Annotated in this window: 14 protein-coding genes; 5 read left to right on the forward strand and 9 right to left on the reverse strand. The window is 58.5% G+C overall.

The annotated features are described in order from the left end of the window. The first annotated feature begins 80 nt into the window (after positions 1 to 80). Positions 81 to 623, forward strand: coding sequence for an NADPH-dependent FMN reductase (locus RLO149_RS00855; protein ID WP_013960153.1), 543 nt, complete (start codon positions 81 to 83; stop codon positions 621 to 623). A gap of 46 nt (positions 624 to 669) precedes the next feature. On the opposite strand, the gene RLO149_RS00860 is transcribed toward RLO149_RS00855, so the two are convergent. Further along, positions 670 to 1701: an NAD(P)/FAD-dependent oxidoreductase gene (locus RLO149_RS00860; protein ID WP_044025157.1), complete on the reverse strand. Its 1032-nt coding sequence runs from the start codon at positions 1699 to 1701 to the stop codon at positions 670 to 672. 63 nt (positions 1702 to 1764) lie between these two features. On the opposite strand from RLO149_RS00860, the gene mnmC2 reads away from it, so the two are divergent. Next, entirely contained in the window at positions 1765 to 2442 is a 678-nt protein-coding gene (gene mnmC2 / locus RLO149_RS00865; RefSeq protein ID WP_044025158.1) for a tRNA (5-methylaminomethyl-2-thiouridine)(34)-methyltransferase MnmC2, read from the forward strand. Between the two features lie 25 nt (positions 2443 to 2467). Here mnmC2 and RLO149_RS00870 read toward each other — a convergent pair whose 3' ends face one another. After that, positions 2468 to 4441: a lytic transglycosylase domain-containing protein gene (locus RLO149_RS00870; RefSeq protein ID WP_044025159.1), complete on the reverse strand. Its 1974-nt coding sequence runs from the start codon at positions 4439 to 4441 to the stop codon at positions 2468 to 2470. 126 nt (positions 4442 to 4567) lie between these two features. Between RLO149_RS00870 and dapA the strand changes: the two genes are divergently transcribed. Next, positions 4568 to 5443 carry a 4-hydroxy-tetrahydrodipicolinate synthase gene (dapA, locus tag RLO149_RS00875; RefSeq protein ID WP_013960157.1) on the forward strand — a complete coding sequence of 292 codons (876 nt, stop codon included), beginning with the start codon at positions 4568 to 4570 and terminating at the stop codon, positions 5441 to 5443. 169 nt (positions 5444 to 5612) lie between these two features. Here the strand turns inward: dapA and RLO149_RS00880 are convergent, their stop codons facing one another. From RLO149_RS00880 to pdxR, 6 genes are all read right to left on the reverse strand, one after another. After that, positions 5613 to 6485, reverse strand: a complete 873-nt coding sequence (locus RLO149_RS00880) for a dimethyl sulfoxide reductase anchor subunit family protein (protein WP_013960158.1) — start codon at positions 6483 to 6485, stop codon at positions 5613 to 5615. Beyond that, positions 6485 to 7243, reverse strand: coding sequence for a 4Fe-4S dicluster domain-containing protein (locus RLO149_RS00885; protein ID WP_013960159.1), 759 nt, complete (start codon positions 7241 to 7243; stop codon positions 6485 to 6487). Before RLO149_RS00885 ends, RLO149_RS00880 begins: the two co-directional genes overlap by 1 nt. Positions 7244 to 7328: 85 nt before the next feature. After that, positions 7329 to 10142 carry a molybdopterin oxidoreductase family protein gene (locus tag RLO149_RS00890; protein WP_013960160.1) on the reverse strand — a complete coding sequence of 938 codons (2814 nt, stop codon included), beginning with the start codon at positions 10140 to 10142 and terminating at the stop codon, positions 7329 to 7331. Positions 10143 to 10172: 30 nt separating this feature from the next. Then, a complete protein-coding gene (pta, locus tag RLO149_RS00895; protein WP_013960161.1) occupies positions 10173 to 11171 on the reverse strand; it encodes a phosphate acetyltransferase in 999 nt (332 codons plus the stop codon). 41 nt (positions 11172 to 11212) lie between these two features. Further along, positions 11213 to 12991: a sulfoacetaldehyde acetyltransferase gene (gene xsc / locus RLO149_RS00900; RefSeq protein WP_013960162.1), complete on the reverse strand. Its 1779-nt coding sequence runs from the start codon at positions 12989 to 12991 to the stop codon at positions 11213 to 11215. A gap of 93 nt (positions 12992 to 13084) precedes the next feature. Next, the gene (gene pdxR, locus RLO149_RS00905) at positions 13085 to 14566 is read right to left on the reverse strand and encodes a MocR-like pyridoxine biosynthesis transcription factor PdxR (protein ID WP_013960163.1); all 1482 of its coding nucleotides are present in this window, start codon (positions 14564 to 14566) and stop codon (positions 13085 to 13087) included. Positions 14567 to 14801: 235 nt separating this feature from the next. On the opposite strand from pdxR, the gene ppk2 reads away from it, so the two are divergent. After that, entirely contained in the window at positions 14802 to 15692 is an 891-nt protein-coding gene (gene ppk2 / locus RLO149_RS00910) for a polyphosphate kinase 2 (RefSeq protein ID WP_013960164.1), read from the forward strand. A 23-nt stretch (positions 15693 to 15715) separates the two neighbouring features. Further along, positions 15716 to 15955: an HP1242/YdcH family protein gene (locus RLO149_RS00915; RefSeq protein ID WP_013960165.1), complete on the forward strand. Its 240-nt coding sequence runs from the start codon at positions 15716 to 15718 to the stop codon at positions 15953 to 15955. A gap of 90 nt (positions 15956 to 16045) precedes the next feature. On the opposite strand, the gene RLO149_RS00920 is transcribed toward RLO149_RS00915, so the two are convergent. Continuing rightward, positions 16046 to 17437, reverse strand: coding sequence for an aminotransferase family protein (locus RLO149_RS00920; protein ID WP_013960166.1), 1392 nt, complete (start codon positions 17435 to 17437; stop codon positions 16046 to 16048). Positions 17438 to 17596: the final 159 nt, after the last annotated feature.

The raw sequence follows: 17596 nt of genomic DNA on the forward strand, positions 1-17596 counted from the left end.
CTCGCTCCAAGGGCGGGGCCTCTTGCCTTTCCCGGCTGGCGCATCACTGTATTCAAAAATTGAAAAAGAGGTTTTAAAAGATGGCTCAACTTACACTTCTGGGAATATCCGGGGCGCTGCGGCAGGAATCGACCAACAGCATGTTGCTGCGTGAAGCAGCGCGGCTCTTTGGGAAGTGCACCTATGTCGAAGCCAACCTGCGACTGCCGCTTTATGACGGAGATGCGGAATCAGCGCATGGTGTGCCGAGTGAGGTTCAGACGCTGGCGGAGCAGATCGCAGCAGCCGATGCCGTTGTTATTTCGACGCCAGAATACAACAAAGGGCCGTCCGGTGTTTTGAAAAATGCTCTGGATTGGGTGTCACGGACCAAAGACGCACCTTGGAAATCGAAACCTGTTGCCGTCATGTCTGCCGCCGCGGGTCGCGCAGGCGGGGAGCGTGCGCAAATGGTGCTTCGCGGGTTTATGGTGCCTTTCCAGCCACGTATCCTGCAAGGTCCTGAAATGCACTTGGCCGATAGCAGCAACCAGTTTGACGACAATGGGCAACTGGGCTCGGAGTTTTATCAAAAAACATTGACGGAGTTGATGACGAAGCTGCGCGAGGAAGCTGCGCGCTAGGCTGCATTGTGTGATCTCGGTTTTGCCACTTTGACCGCTCTTGGTCTTAGAAGGACGCGCTTACTTCAAATCCATCTGGAATCGCATTTTTTCCTTCCAGCAATAAATCAGCCATCACATGGGCGATTTTTGGGGCCATGCCAAAGCCGATTTTGAAGCCGCCGTTTGCAATAAAGTGCCCGTCCCGTCCCGGCCATGCGCCGAGCATCGGGGCGCGGCTTCGGCTGCGTGGACGCACGCCAGCCCATCTTTCCAATACCATGGCTTTTCCCAGGGTCGGAAAGACCGTGCGCGCTTTCAGTATCAGTTCATCGAGTTGTTCGTCAGTCGTATCAGACGCTGCATATTCCCTTTCGGAGGTGGATCCGATGGCGACGGTGCCGTTTGCATGGGGTACGATATGCAACCCGTCGATAAAGAGTTGCGGCTTACCAGCAGCGTCATAGTCGAACACCGCCGCTTGACCCTTTACACCATTCCCGACCATGCGATGGTGCGTTTCAGAGAGCTTTTCCAAGCCATGAACGCCGGTGGCCCAGACGACCTGCCCTTTGTCTGCAGCTTCTGTTTCAATGCTGAGCCCTCGATTTTTAAGTGCGATGGCAAGCGCGTTTGTTGCCAGTCGAGGGTGTATCAAGGCGCTGAGGTTGTCTTTTATCAGCCAACCTGTTGGGCTCGGCGGCGACCATTCGGATGTCATCGAAGGTTCGACCAGCCACTGAGCATGCGCGCCCCAAAGCTGCTTGGCGGTATCGCATCTGCGGTGCGCAAGTGTCAGGGCATGTTGATCGGCAATTGGTTGCAGGCGACCGCTTCTGATGTAGCCGGGGTTTTCGCCGCTTGCCTCAGCAACGTCAGACCAAAAACCCTCTGCCATGAGCAAGCTGTCCAATTGAAACGCTTTCTTTGGGTTCCAATTTTCGGGTACATGAGGGGCAAGCGCGCCGACCACGCCGCCGCTGCTGCCCGCACCAGCGCCATATGGATCAACAATCCGCACGCTTGCACCGCGTTGCAGGCAAACCCAAGCGATTGATAACCCGAGAATACCCGCACCGCGAATGGTGACATCAATCATTGCCAAATTGTGGTTCCTACCTCAGGGTCATTTCAGTTTCCGTAACCTTTACAAGGCGCGCGCGTGCAGAACCAGACCGCAGATGTAACATGGCAGTCGGAGAATGTTCCAGTGTCGGCCCGTTTTGATGACCCTTATTACAGTCTTGAAAATGGTTTAGCGGAAACGCGGTATGTTTTTCTTTCTGGCAATCGTTTGCCTGAGCGGTTTCACGGGAATTTTCATATCGCAGAGCTTGGGTTTGGTACGGGAATGAATTTTCTGGCGGCGGCTCAGATGTGGCAACTGCATGCGCCGGGTGGGCAGATGCGTTTTACCAGCTTTGAAGCCTACCCGATGAAACCCGCTGATATGTCCAAGGCGTTGAGCACCTTTAAACAAACGAACCTGCCTGTTGATCGCTTACTTGAGCTATGGTCTCCCGAGGGGGGCGTTTTTGAACTTGCGCCCGACATCCAGCTTGAGGTCATCATCGGGGATGCACGTTCAACCGTGGCTCACTGGCAGGGGCAGGCAGATGCGTGGTTTCTGGATGGATTTTCGCCTGCAAAAAACCCGGAATTATGGTGCGAACAGCTTTTGAAGGATGTGGCATTACATACCGCACCGAATGGAACATTTGCGACCTACACAGCGGCTGGTTTTGTTCGACGTGGGCTGGACGCGGCGGGTTTTGACGTCGAACGTGTCGCGGGATACGGCCGCAAAAGGCATATGAGCCGCGGCGTTTTACGTGGCTAGGACAGGGCGCGCGCCAGTTTTCGCCCTATTCCCCTTTAGGTGCATAGTTCAATAGGCTGGGCCCCGTTAGCTCCTCGCTAAAGGGCAAGGGTAAAGGGGCTTTACCAAGTTGTGCGCGGTAAATTGGCAAGCTCTCGGAGACGCGCATGACGTAGTTGCGCGTTTCGCGAAATGGTATGTGCTCGATCCAATCCACGATTTCAACATCGCCGCGTCGTGGATCACCATAGTCCTCCATCCAGCGGTCTGGCCTGCTGGGACCGGCATTATATCCGGCTGACATCATGATCACATTGCCCGAAAACCGCCGCGCGAGCGTCGACAGGTAGGCCGCGCCTAACTCTGCATTGTAGACGGGGTCCGAGATCAGCCGTTGCGTTGTGTGTTCAGAGGCGCGCCCCAATTGCCGTGCGACCTCAGCGCCCGTCCGCGGCATGATTTGCATGAGACCCCGCGCACCAACGCCGCTCTGAACCCGGGCGTCAAATTCGCTTTCCCGACGCGCGATTGCGAGTGACATTTCCGGGGCCATTGGCAAAGCGCGTTGTGCCAGCGGGTGCAGCGCATAGTACCCGTAAGGCACTACAATTGCGCGCTGGGCAAGGCGTTTGCCAATCATGACCGCCAGATGAGGCTGCCCGGCGTCAACCGCAGCTTTGGCCAGCAGCGCGCCGTCCTGTGCATCAAGGCTCTCTGCCAGATGTGTCCAGAACCGCTCCGCCAGATTGAGTTCACCGGAGGCCTGCAATAAGAGCCCCGCCTCAAAAAGAGGTGTTTTGGCAAGGTCCGATGTGCGCCAATCCTCTGCTGGTTCGGAAACAGCAAGTTCTAGATCAAATGGAAGACCCGCGCGCTCAGCGGCAAGTAAACCATAAAACGACGTCTGATGTTGTGCGGCGGAGGCATAGGCCTGATCTGCTACTGCAACATCCCCCATTGCTTCATATGCGCGACCACGCCAGTAGCCAGCGCGCCCCTTTGATATTGGGGAGCGGACGGCAGCGTCATGGTTTTCAAAGTGTTTCAATGCCGTTTGCGGTTCTTGCAGTTTTTGCAACGCGATGTAGCCCGCGAGCCATTCCAGGTCGGAATAGGCGGACCCGCCGGTCAGAAAATGCCGTGAGGCCAGTTCGTATGCCCTTTCTGCGCTGCCGTTTCGCATTTCATATCGCGCCAGTGAGCGTCTGCGGTTTGACCAAGATTCGGGTCGGCCCAAACGTTCCGCGCTTACGGAGGTGGCTAGCATCAAATCCTTGGCATCATCGCGGCGACCTTTGCGGACGCGCCACATGAACCGCTCATACTGCAGGCCACCATCCTTTGCATTGCTGTCCGGCACAGCCGCGATCAGGGTGTCGACGCCGGGTGTCTCTTCGCGCAGGGCAAGCCGTGCCTTAGCCGCAGCAACCGCACCCTTTGAGGCCATATCAAACATGCGGCGTGCATTTCCGACAGCGCCTTGCCAGAGCATCGAATCAAGGCGTGCGTCGTGATGCGCACTTAAAATGCGCCCGTGAGCAGCAATATATTCTGCCTGATCCGAAGCACCCATCGCCATGTTGCGCCACGCGCCTACAACGATGGCTTCCGCCTCATCGGCGCGTTGGCGCGCTTTGAGGGCCTTGGCGAAACGCAACGCGCTTTGCGGCGATTGCGGTGGTGTTTCCTCGAAAAACGAGATGACCCGGTCATCGCTTTGCGTCATCAGCGTGGTTTCTGATTGCCGCCTCAGATACCGCTCCCCCGGCCAGTCGGGGCGACGTTCAAGGAATGCCGCCACCTCTTCATAGGTGCCAAGCCCATCCCGCAGGCGCATCCATTCAATAACATCGGCGGCCACTTGCCCATCGCGTGCTGCAATCCGCGATGCTGCCTGCCAATTGCCGCTGCGCGCCGAGTCCAATGCCCAGCCCAACGGGCGTGGCCGTTCGGCGGACACGGGCAAAGCGGTGATTAAAACCAGCACAAGACTAATGAATAAACGCCTGATCACTTGCATTTCCTAGGGTTTGAGGGCTAGAGGCTCTCATACATATGACTTCGATGATAGGGATCAAATCACGATCCTGCTTACATCTCGTTAACCCAGGCCATTTGCCGGCCACAATGCTTAAGGAGCGTGAATATGTTCAAAGGTTCTATGCCTGCCCTCGTCACGCCGTTTCGGAACGGCGAGCTGGATCTGGAAACGCTTAAAAAGCTGGTGGAATGGCACATCGGTGAGGGCAGCAACGGTTTGGTCCCGGTCGGTACAACTGGTGAAAGTCCGACGCTGACGCATAAAGAGCATGAAGCCGTCGTTGAGGCAGTGGTCAAAGCCTCAGCAGGGCGTGTGCCGGTTATTGCAGGGGCCGGGTCCAATAACACGCTTGAGGCGATCCGCCTTGTGCGCCATGCGGAGGCCGTCGGCGCGGATGCCGCGCTTGTGGTGACGCCCTATTACAACAAGCCCACGCAATCGGGGCTGATTGCGCATTTCACGGCGCTGCATGATTGTGCCGATCTGCCGATCATTATCTATAATATTCCGGGCCGCTCAGTCGTTGATATGAGCCCTGAAACCATGGGCAAACTGGCCGAACTGCCGCGCATCATCGGCGTTAAGGACGCCACCGGTGATCTGGCGCGTGTCTGCGATCAGCGCAGCACCTGTGGCCCGGATTTCATGCAGCTCTCCGGTGAAGACGCAACGGCGCATGGGTTTAATGCGCAAGGCGGCGTTGGCTGTATTTCGGTGACGGCCAATGTCGCACCCAAACTGTTGAGCCGGATGCAGGCGGCGTGTCTGGCCGGTGATTATGCAACCGCGCTGAGCATTCAGGACCGGTTGATGCCGCTACACAAGGCGATCTTTACCGAGCCCGGTCTTGTGGGGGTCAAATATGCGATGTCACAGCTTGATCTGTGTTCAGAAGAGGTGCGCCTGCCACTGACCGCCTTGTCCGATGAAACCCGCGCGCTGGTCGATGCGGGGCTGAGGCATGCCGGTCTGATGAACTAGAGCGACTGACGAAATACCTGAAATATTACGTAACGCGTTTAAATCTTTGATTTCAGGCAGCGTTACGTGATTCAGGTTTTTCGCATGACGTTATCAAGAAAGCGGGCGGAAGAGGATTCCGCTCATTTTTTCAGGGTCCTTGATCATGCAACCTGCTGTTTCAGGGCTTTCAGCGCTTGCCGTAATAGAGGCCGACGACGTGTTCTGCTTCGGCAAAGAACAGCCAGCGGGCCGTCAGAACACCTGCAACATGCGAGACAAGTGCGAGAACGCCGAGGATGTGCGAGAACGGCAGCATCAGCAGGATGACCGGCAGGACGACCATCAAGAGCAGCGAAATGATGCGCAGCTTGGCGGCGTGTTTGCGCCCGACCACATGCACGAATTCGCGCAGCAGATAGTTGGTGCCGGTGTGTGGCGGTTCAAACGCGCGCACGCTCCCCGCTGAGCCGAGGCCCGTTGCGGTGGCCAATGTCGTGCCTGAGGCGGCGAAGGCCTTGTCGCCTTGCATCCATGCCAAAAGCTGGATGGCGCCTGCGAGGAGTAACAGAACGACGGCAATGCTGACCTGCCCGGCGAGCAACGCGCCCCCGGCGACGGAGAAGGAAATGAATTTAACAGGCGTCAGCGGCATGTTCCAGCGCGGTATGGTTTTGAGCTGAGTATAGATCATCGAAGTGGTAAAGACGGTTGCCAGCGACAAACCCGCCCCGATCAGCCCGAGCAGGGCGAAACGGGTTTCCAGAAAGACGAGACCGGCGCCGTAGAGCCCCATGAACACCAGCGCGCCGACAGCGCACCATGCCTCACGGCTGAGCCAGCTGGAACGCCATTGGCTGAAGGCTTTGATCGCGCGTTCCGGCCGCCCGAGGTGGAAAGTCGAGGCCAGCAGTCCGCCAACCGCCATGACGTAAGCGATTGCAAAGAAAGCAAAAGCTGTCCAGCCTGTGACAGCGGGCATGCCAATGCCCAGCCAGACCAAAAGGCCAAAGCCAAGGCCGCTGAACGTCGTGAAGAATATAACAGAAGGGGCGGGGTGCATCAGAGCTTCTCCAGCGTTTTGTCGAGCCAGCTGAGAAAGCCCTTCGGCTCCGTGGCGATGGGTTCGAGGAAGGGCGCGAGGACATCGAATTCGGGGCCTGCGTCGGGCAATGTGTCTTTTGGGCGCGGTGGCAGGTATTGGTTGACGGGCTTGGTGCCCTGTTCGGGCATCAGGTCCATGCCGCCGCGTTCTGCCACCAATTGGCTGACGGCACTGTCCGGGTCACCCAGATCGCCGAAGTGGCGGGCGTTTGACGGGCAGGTGCGCACGCAGGCAGGTTCGCGGTCTTCCTCGGGCAGGTTTTCGTTATAGATACGGTCCACGCAGAGGGTGCATTTCTTCATGACGCCTTCGGCCTGATCAAGCTCGCGCGCCCCGTAGGGGCAGGCCCACGCACACAAGCCACAGCCGATGCAGTCGCTTTCATTGACCAGCACGATGCCATCTTCGACGCGCTTATAGCTGGCCCCGGTTGGGCAGACCGTCACGCAGGGCGCGTCCTCGCAATGCAGGCAGGATTTCGGGAAATGGATCAGCTGTGCGGCACCGACGTCCGGTTGCACCTCATAAGAATGCACGCGGTTGAGGAAGGTGCCGCTGTTGTCCGCGCCATAGGCGTTCTGATCCGACAGGGGAGCGCCGTAGTATTCCGTGTTCCACCCTTTGCAGGAAATCACACAGGCATGGCAGCCGACGCAGGTATCAAGGTCGATGACGAGGCCGAGTTTCTTGTCGGTTTTGGCTGGCAGAGTGGTCATGCGTGGCCCTCATTCTGTAGTGGTTTTTCGACGTCGGTACAGCGTCGGTATTGCGTCGGTATCACGTCGGTGGCAGGCGCGCGCATCATTTACCCACCTTCCACGTCAAGTCTTTGGGACCTGTGCCAACCGGAGACTTGATCGGGTCAAGGGCGGGTTGTGCCTCAACCGGTGCGTCGGCTTTTTCGATCCGAACCTTGAGGTCAAACCACGCGGCCTGCCCCGTGATCGGATCGGAGTTGGCCCAGCGCAGACCATCACCCTTGGGCGGCAGCAATTCATGGATCAGGTGGTTCAGCAGGAATCCACGGGTGGCCTCGGGCGCGTTTTCCTCAAGCGCCCATGCGCCCTTGCGCTTGCCAATCGCGTTCCATGTCCAGATCGTATTTTCATTCAGCGCGGCCATTTCCAGCACGGGGACGGTGATCTCTCCATGAGGGGAGGTTACTTTGGCCCAGTCGCCATCGGACAGGCCGTTTTCGCGCATCAGTTTGGTGGGGACATAGAGCGGGTTGTGCCCGTGTAACTGCCGCAGCCATGCGTTTTGGGAGCCCCATGAATGATACATGGCCATCGGGCGCTGCGTCAGTGCGGTGACAGGAAAGGCGTCGGCCTTGTTTTCTGCCTCGCAGGAATACCAGATCGGCAGCGGTGACATTTTTTCTGCATATTGGGCGCGCAGGTGATCGGGCGGCTGGCGCTCGCCATGACCTTCGGCTGCCAGCTGGAATTTGCGCATCGGTTCCGAATAGAGCGAGAAGAGGTAGTGCTGAGGGCTGTCATACAGCCCCATGCCCACGGCCCAGTCCTGATAAGCGGCATTCCACGGTTTGTAATACTGCGCCCCGGCGGGAATATGTTCGACAAAAAAGCCGCCGTTTTCGATGTAAAGTTCAAGCTGGCTCTGGTTGACTTCACCGCGCCCTGATTTCTCACCATCAAGGCCCCTGAAGCCCGCGAGCGGACCTATGCCCGGTTTGCGTTCATGGTTGACGATGTAATCGGCGTAATCCTCGTATTTCTGGCTGCCATCATCATTCACAAAACCGGGCAGCCCCAGTTTGGCACCAAGGGTGCAGAGCATGGATTGAAACCCGATGACGTCGCGGTCGGGTTCGATCACGGGCCAGCGGATCGCATCGGCTGCCGCATCTGCCTCGCAGATCGGGCGATCCAGCAGCGAGATACAGTCGTGACGTTCCAGATAGGTGGTGTCGGGCAGGATCAGATCGGCATAGGCGACCATTTCAGAGCTATAGGCATCGGAATAGATGATTTTGGGAATCACATAGTCGCCGTTTTCGTCCTTGTCGGTCAGCATGTCGATCACGCCGCGCGTGTTCATCGAGGAGTTCCACGACATGTTCGCCATATACATGAAGAGCACGTCGATCTTGTAAGGGTCCCCCGCGTAGGCGTTGGAGATGACCATATGCATCAGCCCGTGGGAGGACATGGGGTTTTCCCAGGTGAAGGCCTTGTCGATGCGCGCCGGGGTGCCATCGTCCTTGAGGGCCAGGTCTTCGGGGCCGTGCACAAAGCCCAGATGCGGGCCGTCGAGTGGTGCGTCGGCTGTGACCTTGCAATGCGGCTTGGGGTGGGCCGTCGCCGGTTTCGGATAGGGCGGTTTGAAGCGGAAACCGCCGGGCACTTCGACGGTGCCGAGGATGATCTGCAGGGTGTGGAGCGCGCGGCAGGTCTGAAAGCCGTTGGCATGGGCGGAGATGCCGCGCATGGAGTGAAAAGACACAGGCCGCCCGATCATCTTGTCGTGTTTCTCGCCCCGGAAATCGGTCCACGCGTGGTCTAGCTCGAAGGCTTCATCAAAGGCGACGCGGGCCAGTTCGGCGGCGATGGTGCGAATGCGACCTGCAGAAATGCCACAGCGGTCGGCGACATTTTCAGGGGCATATTGTTCATCAAGATACATCTCCGCCATCTGGTGAAAGACGGGGCGGTGGGTTTGGCCATTGGCCTCGTAGGTGGCTGCGAGGTCGGGTTTTACGCCGGGTTGATCGAATGGCGTCGGCTTGCCGGTGGCGCGGTCCATCACAAGTTCTTTGCCGTTGGCATCGCGCATCAGCAGACCGTGATCGGCGGCGCCGGGGTTGTTGATCACGAGCACCGGCGCATTGGTGTATTGCGCAAGGTAGTGCAGATCCATCCGGCCCGCTTTCATCAGGCAGTGGATCATTGAGAGGATGAACAAGCCATCCGTGCCCGGCGTGATGCCCACCCAATCGTCTGCCACCGCATTATAGCCTGTGCGGATCGGGTTGACGCCAATGACGCGCGCACCGCGTTTCTTGATCTTGCCGATCCCCATCTTGATCGGGTTGCTGTCGTGATCCTCGGCCACGCCAAAGAGCATGAAGAGTTTGGTGTGGTCCCAATCGGGTTGGCCAAACTCCCAGAAAGCACCGCCAATAGTGTAGATGCCCGCCGCTGCCATATTGACCGAACAGAAGCCACCGTGGGCCGCGTAATTGCAGGTGCCGAAGTTTTGCGCCCAGAAGCTGGTGAAGGACTGCGACTGATCGCGGCCTGTGAAAAACGCGAGCTTTTCGGGGTTGTCGCGGCGCACCGGTGCCAGCCAGTCGGTGGCGATTTGCAGGGCTTCGTCCCATTCGATTTCCTGAAAGTCGCCCGCACCGCGTTCGCCGACCCGTTTCAGCGGTTTGCGCAGCCGGGACGGGGCGTTGACCTGCATGATTCCCGCGGAGCCTTTGGCACAAAGGACGCCCTGATTGACCGGGTGGTCCTTGTTGCCTTCGATATAGGCGACCTTGCCGTCTTTCATGTGGACGTTGATGCCGCAGCGGCAGGCGCACATGTAGCAGGTGGTCTTGCGGACCTCGTCGGACACCTTTGGGCTCAGATCAATCTTGGGCTGGTTCATTGGGTGCTCCTTATGGGTTCACGCGGGGCCTCAGGCTCTGGCCTGAAGGACGGTGACGGCGATCATATTCGTGACATCGCTGGCGACGCAACCGCGCGACAGATCATTGGCCGGTTTGGCCAGCCCCTGAAGGACGGGCCCGATGGCATCGCAGCCGCCGATGCGTTGCGCGATTTTGTACCCGATGTTGCCTGCATCAAGGTTGGGGAAAATCATGACGTTGGCAGTGCCTGCCACCTCGGAATCTTTGGCTTTGGAGGCGGCGACCGCAGGAACAAATGCCGCGTCGAATTGCAACTCGCCATCGGCCTTGAGCGTCGGGTGGTTCTGTTTCAACAGGTCCAGCGCATCGGTGACTTTGCTGACCTTTTCGTGGTGCGCGCTGCCCTTGGTTGAAAAGGACAGCAGTGCGACGCGGGGCTCTTTGCCCAGCAAGTGGCGGCATGAGGCCGCCGATGCCACCGCAATTGCCGCGAGTTCCTCGCAGGTGGGGTCAATCACGAGGCCGCAGTCGCTGAAGATCATCGCATCGCGCCCGGAGGGGTGGTTTTCCGGCAGGGCCATCAGGAAAAAGCCCGAGACCAGAGGGGCGTCTTTTGCCTTGCCGATGACCTGCAGGGCGGCACGGACGGTATCGGATGTTGTGTGTACAGCCCCGCCCACAGTGCCGTCGGCATAACCCAGACGCACCATCATGGCGGCAAAGACCAGAGGATCCTGCGCGCGCCGCGCTGCAACCTGTGGCGTCATGCCTTTGTGCTTGCGGATGTCGTGCAGGGCGGTTGCGACCTCATCCGTCAGGGCGGAGTTTTCGGGGTCTTCGATTGCGATGGCCGGGGCGTTGGGCAAGCCCGCGCGCACAAGTGCGGCCTGCACCGCGTCCTCGGGACCGATCAGGGTGATGCGGGCGATGCCGGATTTGACAGCCGTCACCGCCCCCTCGACAACGCGGGGATCGGTGCCTTCGCTCATCACGATGTGAGCAGGCCGTGAGGCTGCGCGATCGATTAAATCACGCAATACGCTCACGGCCTGTTCCCTTTTATGCGGATGCTTCGGTGCACCCGATATCAGACAGTCTGGGGGCGCATGTCAGATTTGCTGATGCCAGCAACCTGGACAGGCTTTTTCATCGCGTCGCGGCGGAAGGGATCGCCGAGCTCCTGATTGATCATCGCCTCGATCAGCGTGGTGATGCCGTTTTCCATTTGATCCTTGATCGCCTGGTTGAGGGCATCTGTCAGTTCCTCCTGCGTGCGGGCCACGACACCTTTCAACCCGCATGCATTGGCGATGCCGGCGTAGGAGACGTCTTCGTCAAGCTCGGTGCCCACGAAGTTGTCCTCGAACCACAGGGTCGAGTTGCGTTTTTCCGCGCCCCACTGGTAGTTGCGGAACACGATCTGTGTGATCGCGGGCCACTCACCACGGCCGATGGCGGTCAATTCGTTGACGGCGATGCCAAAGGCACCGTCGCCTGCGAAACCCACAACCGGCACCTCAGGCTGACCAATCTTGGCGCCGACAATGGCGGGCAGACCGTAGCCACAGGGACCGAACAGACCGGGCGCGAGATACTTGCGCCCTTCTTCAAAGGCCGGGTAGGCGTTGCCGATGGCGCAGTTGTTGCCGATGTCCGATGAAATGATCGCTTCGACCGGCAGCGCGCTTTGGATCGCGCGCCATGCCATCCGTGGTGACATCCATTCAGGCTTGGCCGCACGTGCCCGGACGTTCCAGTCGGTGCCCGGATCGTCCTGCTCATGGGTGAGCGAGGTCAGTTCCTGCGCCCATGCGGATTTTGTCTGTGCGATGTGAGCTTTGCGTGCTTCGCGGCCCTCATCCCCTGCGGTGTCCGACAGCTGCGAAAGAATGCCGTTTGCAACTTTTGCTGCATCGCCGACAATGCCGATCGACACTTTTTTGGTCAGGCCGATCCGGTCAGGGTTGATGTCCACCTGAATGATTTTCGCATCTGCAGGCCAGTAGTCGATGCCATAGCCGGGCAGGGTCGAGAACGGGTTCAGGCGCGTGCCGAGGCACAGAACCACATCAGCTTCCTTGATCAGCTGCATGCCCGCTTTGGAGCCGTTGTAACCCAGCGGCCCTGCAAACAGTGGGTGGTTGCCCGGAAACGCGTCGTTGTGCTGGTAGCCGACACAAACCGGTGCGCCCAAACGCTCGGCCAAGGCGCGGGATGCTTCGATCCCACCTTTGGACAGAACCACGCCCGCACCGTTCAGGATGACAGGGTTCTTGGCGTTGGACAGCATTTCAGCCGCCTGAGCCACGGAATTTTCACCGCCGGGGGATACTTCGAATTCAATCGGGTCGGGGATTTCGATGTCGACCACCTGGGTCCAGAAATCACGCGGGATGTTGATCTGCGCCGGGCCGCTGAGGCGTTTGGCTTTGGCGATGACGCGGGTCAGCACTTCGGCGACACGGGTCGGGTCACGTACTTCTTCCTGATAGGCGACCATGTCTTCGAACAGTTTCATCTGCTCGACTTCCTGAAAGCCGCCCTGACCGATGGTCTTGTTCGCGGCCTGCGGCGTCACGAGCAGCAGCGGCGTGTGGTTCCAGTAGGCGGTTTTGACGGCGGTCACGAAATTGGTGATGCCGGGACCGTTCTGCGCGATCATCATCGACACTTTGCCGGTGGCACGGGTGTAGCCGTCAGACATCATGCCTGCGGAGCCTTCATGCGCGCAGTCCCAGAATTTGATGCCCGCATCGGGAAAAATGTCGGAGATCGGCATCATCGCCGAGCCGATAATCCCAAAGGCGTGTTCGATACCATGCGCTTGCAGGGTTTTTACAAAGGCTTCTTCAGTAGTCATTTTCATGGCGGGTGTTCCTCCGGGGGTGAAATCCATGCGCGAATCTAGGGTTGCTTGTTATCTAATGTATGCGCTTACATTGTGTTAGGGCCAATCTGATCAGCTGTTTAATGCCAGATTTGACATGGCGTCGATTTCTTTGGCAACGCGGCCCACGCCCTGCGCTATTCGGGTGGCGGGAATGGACGAATAGGCCAGCCTGTAGAAGTTTCGGGGCTGTGCGGCACCGGCGAAAAACGAGTGTCCCGGTTCGATCAACACGTCGCGGGCGCGCAGCCTGCGGGCGAGCTCCTGCGTGTCGACGTTTTCGGGGGCGCGCATCCAGAAAGACGAGCCGCCATGCGCGCCTTGCCCTGCGATTTCGAGCTTGTTTTGCGTAATTGCGGTGCTCATCACCTGTCGGCGTTCGTGCAGGGTGCTCCCCATGCGACGGATCAGCGCGTCATGATGGCCAAGCGAGAGGAAATAGGCGGCTGTGCGTTGTATGTGGCCGGGCGGATGGCGCAGCACCGAGGCCCTGAGCGCGCGCGCCTCGCGGATGAAGGGTTCGGAGCCAACGAGGTATCCCAGACGCAGGCCCGGAAACAGGGATTTGGAGAAGCTGCCGACATAAATCACGCGCCCATCCGCATCCAGACTCTTGAGCGCGGGGGAGGGGCCCTTCAGAAAAGACATCTCGAACTCGTAATCATCCTCAACGATGATCGCGTCCATGTCAGCAGCGCGTTTCAACAGCTCATGGCGGCGCGCCATGGGCATCGTGCCGGTGGTCGGACACTGGTGGCTGGGGGTCGTGAAAATCACATCCGTGTCTGGTGGAATGGCATCGGGGGGCAAACCATCCGCGTCCAGCCGGACAGGGGTTACATGGCAGCGCGACTGCGAAAGAATGTCCCGGAGCGCATGATAACAAGGGTCTTCCAAAGCGGCGCGCCGCCGTTGTGTCAGCAACACCTGCGTGGTGAGCCAGAGCGCATTTTGCGCGCCGAGGGTGATCAGCACCTGCTCGGGGCGGGCGGCGATCCCGCGCCGGGGCAGGGTGTGGCGGGCAATGAATTCGATCAACTGCGGGTCGTCCTGATCGTAGTAATCGGTGGTCAGGGCGGTAAAGTCTTTTTGCCCCAGCGCCTTGAGCGCGCAGAGCCGCCAGTTGGCATGATCAAAAAGCTCGGGGTCTGCCTGTCCGTAGATGAAAGGGAAGCGATAGGATTCCCAGTCGGGGGGTTTGCGCACAGTGTCCCCGCCGGAAAACCGTTGACCAATCGCGCGGGTCCAGTCGACTGCATCCGTCCTGATGGGGCCGGGGGCGAAGGCAGGCGGAACCGGGGCGTTTTCCGACACGTAATAGCCCGAGCGGCCCCGCGACGTCAGGTAATCATTCGCCAGAAGCTCGGTATAGGCGATGGTCACGGTAATCCGGCTGACGCCCAGATGCGCGGCCAGCCGACGTGTCGAGGGCAGCTTTTCAGCGCGCTGAAATCGACCGGACAATATGCCCTGAGCGATCATTTGCTGGATCTGTGATTGCAGCGTTCCCTGTGCGTCAGGGTGCAGAAAGAACGTTTCGACGGGAAGAGCCATAAATACAGCCTATACTGGACTTATATGCCATGCAATCTGGTATTATGCACAGTCCAAAAGCCTCTATGCCTGCGAGGGCATCCCGCGTTTTCACTTGTTGTCGGTCAGATAATGAAACCAGAAGTATCAAAAACGCACAAATAATCAAGAGTAAAGCGTGTTGATTTGATCTGAGTCAGGGCGCGCGGGCCGTATAACGGCGATACTTGGGGCAGTTACAGTCAAGGAGCCAATGATGAAAGATGCCCCCCAAGACCCACTGCCCGTAGAGGCCGCAGCTACCGAAGATCAGAAAGCCGTTTTTGAGCAATCGGAATACCCCTACCCGGAGAAAATGAACCGGGCGGAGTATGAAACGCAAAAAGCAGAGTTGCAGGTTGAATTGCTGAAGGCGCAGCTTTGGATTCAGCAGACAGGGCAAAAGGCGGTCATTCTGTTTGAGGGACGGGATGCGGCGGGCAAGGGCGGCACGATCAAGCGCTTTACCGAGCATATGAACCCGCGTGCGGCGCGTGTTGTCGCGCTGAACAAGCCGACGGATGAGGAACGCGGTCAGTGGTATTTCCAGCGCTACGTCAAACATCTGCCCACGGCGGGAGAGATCACGCTCTATGACCGCAGTTGGTACAACCGTGCCGGCGTTGAGCGCGTCATGAATTTCTGTGAGCCCGGAGAGTACCTTGAATTCATGCGCCAGACGCCGGAATTCGAGCGGATGCTCACACGCAGCGGCATCCGTCTGCGCAAATACTGGTTTTCTGTCACGCAGGATGAGCAGCGCGCGCGGTTCAAATCGCGCGAAACCGACCCCCTCAAGCGCTGGAAGCTGTCGCCGATTGACCGCGCCAGCCTGAACAAATGGGGGGACTATACCGAAGCGAAAGAGGCGATGTTCTTTTACACGGATACCAAGGATGCGCCCTGGACGGTTGTGCGCTCAAACGACAAGAAACGCGCGCGGCTGAACTGTATGCGGCATTTCTTGTCCACCTTTGACTATCCGGACAAGGATACATCCGTTGCTACCGCACCCGATCCGTTGATCGTGCGCTCGGCCAGTCATGTGGTCACAGATGCCGATCATATCCTCGCCTCCTCATTGCATCCTGGTACCCGCAGGTCCTGACAATCCAACAAACGGAGAAAACGATGACACATGTCCCACACGAACTGGCGGAAGAATTTCCACATATGCAACAGGAAATGAGCGATCTGAAAGCCAGAGATGGCCATTTCGCGAAACTGTTTGATGAGTATCACACGCTGAACCGCGCGATCCACAGGGCGGAAACCAACGTCGAGCCGACAGATGATTTTCACATGCTTGAGATGCGCAAGAAACGGCTGCAGCTCAAGGATGAAATCGCGGCCTGTTTGACATTGGCCTGAGCGCCAAAGACACACGTTAGACGGAAAAAGCCCCGGCAGTGCCGGGGCTTTTTCATGCAGCGTTTCGCATTCTGTGATGCAGGGCCTGAGCTAGCCGAAAACGCGCCCCATTGCGCCATCCACCGCGTCGCAAATGTGATCGATGTCGTCTTTGGTGGCGATCAGGGCGGGCGAGAAGCACAGCGTGTTGTTTTTGCCCGGCAGGGAGCGGTTGGTCACGCCGATGATCACGCCTTGTTGCATGCAGTCCGCGACAACCGCTTGCGCGAGCTTTTCGTCAACCGGTTTGCGCGTGTCGCGATCTTCGACCAGTTCGGCACCGAGGAACAGTCCTTTGCCGCGCACCTGACCGATGGTTTTGTGCTTGTCCATCAAGCCGCCCAGACAGTCGAGCATATAGGCGCCCTGCTCGGTCGTGTTGTCCAGCAGGCCTTCTTCTTCGATGATCGACAGGTTTTCGAGGGCCGCTGCCGGACCTGCCGTGCAGCCCCCAAAGGTCGAGATGTCGCGGAAGTAGTTCAGCGGGTCCGAGGCGTCATCCTTGAACATGTCGAAGACTTTTTCATTGGTCACAAGGCAGGCGATCGCCGCATAGCCTGATGCCACGCCTTTGGCCATGGTGACCATATCCGGCTGGATGCCGTAGTGCTGATAGCCAAACCATGAGCCGGTCCGACCGACGCCGCAGACGACCTCGTCGATATGCAGCAGGATGTCGTATTTCTTGCAAATCTCCTGAACGCGTTCCCAGTAGCCATCGGGGGGCGTGATCACGCCACCACCCGCGGTGACCGGTTCGAGGCACAGGCCGCCCACGGTATCGGGACCTTCGGCGATGATCACCTTTTCGATCTGATCCGCCGCCCAGACACCGTAGTTTTCCCGTGGTGCGCCTTCCTGTTCAAAGGCGCGGTACTCAAGGCAATGGGGCACACGCACGAAGCCGGGCGTGAAGGGGCCATATTGCGCGTTGCGCTCATCCTGCCCACCCGCTGACAAGGCGGTGATCGTGGTGCCGTGATAATCGCGGTCGCGGTAGAGCACCTTGTGCTTTTTGCCGCCATAGCGTTTGTGCGCGATCTGGCGCACCATCTTGAAGGCTTTCTCATTCGCCTCAGAACCGGAGTTGCAATAGTAAACGCGGCTCAGCCCCGGCATCTTTTCGATCAGACGCTCGGCGAACATGGCACCGGGGATGGAGCCTGCGGAGCCTGCGAAATAGTTCAGCTTGATCAACTGGTCCCGCACGGCGTTGGCGATGCGTTCGCGGCCATAGCCGACGTTGACGGTCCAGACCCCACCCGAGACGGCATCAAGATGCTCTTTGCCCTTCTGGTCCCAAACCTTCATGCCCTTGCCTTCGACGATGATGCGCGGGTCGGTTGTCTCGTAGGGTTTGTGCTGGCTCAGATGGTGCCAGATGTGCGCGCGGTCTGCTTCGACGACGCGGGAGATATCATTTTCATTGAAATTGCCGTCCATGATTAAGACCTTTCGTATGGTACTTCGTTGTCGTGGGATTCGGTGACGCTGCCACAGCTTAGCAGAAGGTGACAGATTTTTGACCTTTGTCAGTAGGTCCAGTTTGCCTGTGAGTATAGTGCCAAAACAGAGGGGTGTTTCTACACAACAGCACAACTT

This window comes from Roseobacter litoralis Och 149, from assembly GCF_000154785.2.
GTDB classification, from domain to species: domain Bacteria; phylum Pseudomonadota; class Alphaproteobacteria; order Rhodobacterales; family Rhodobacteraceae; genus Roseobacter; species Roseobacter litoralis.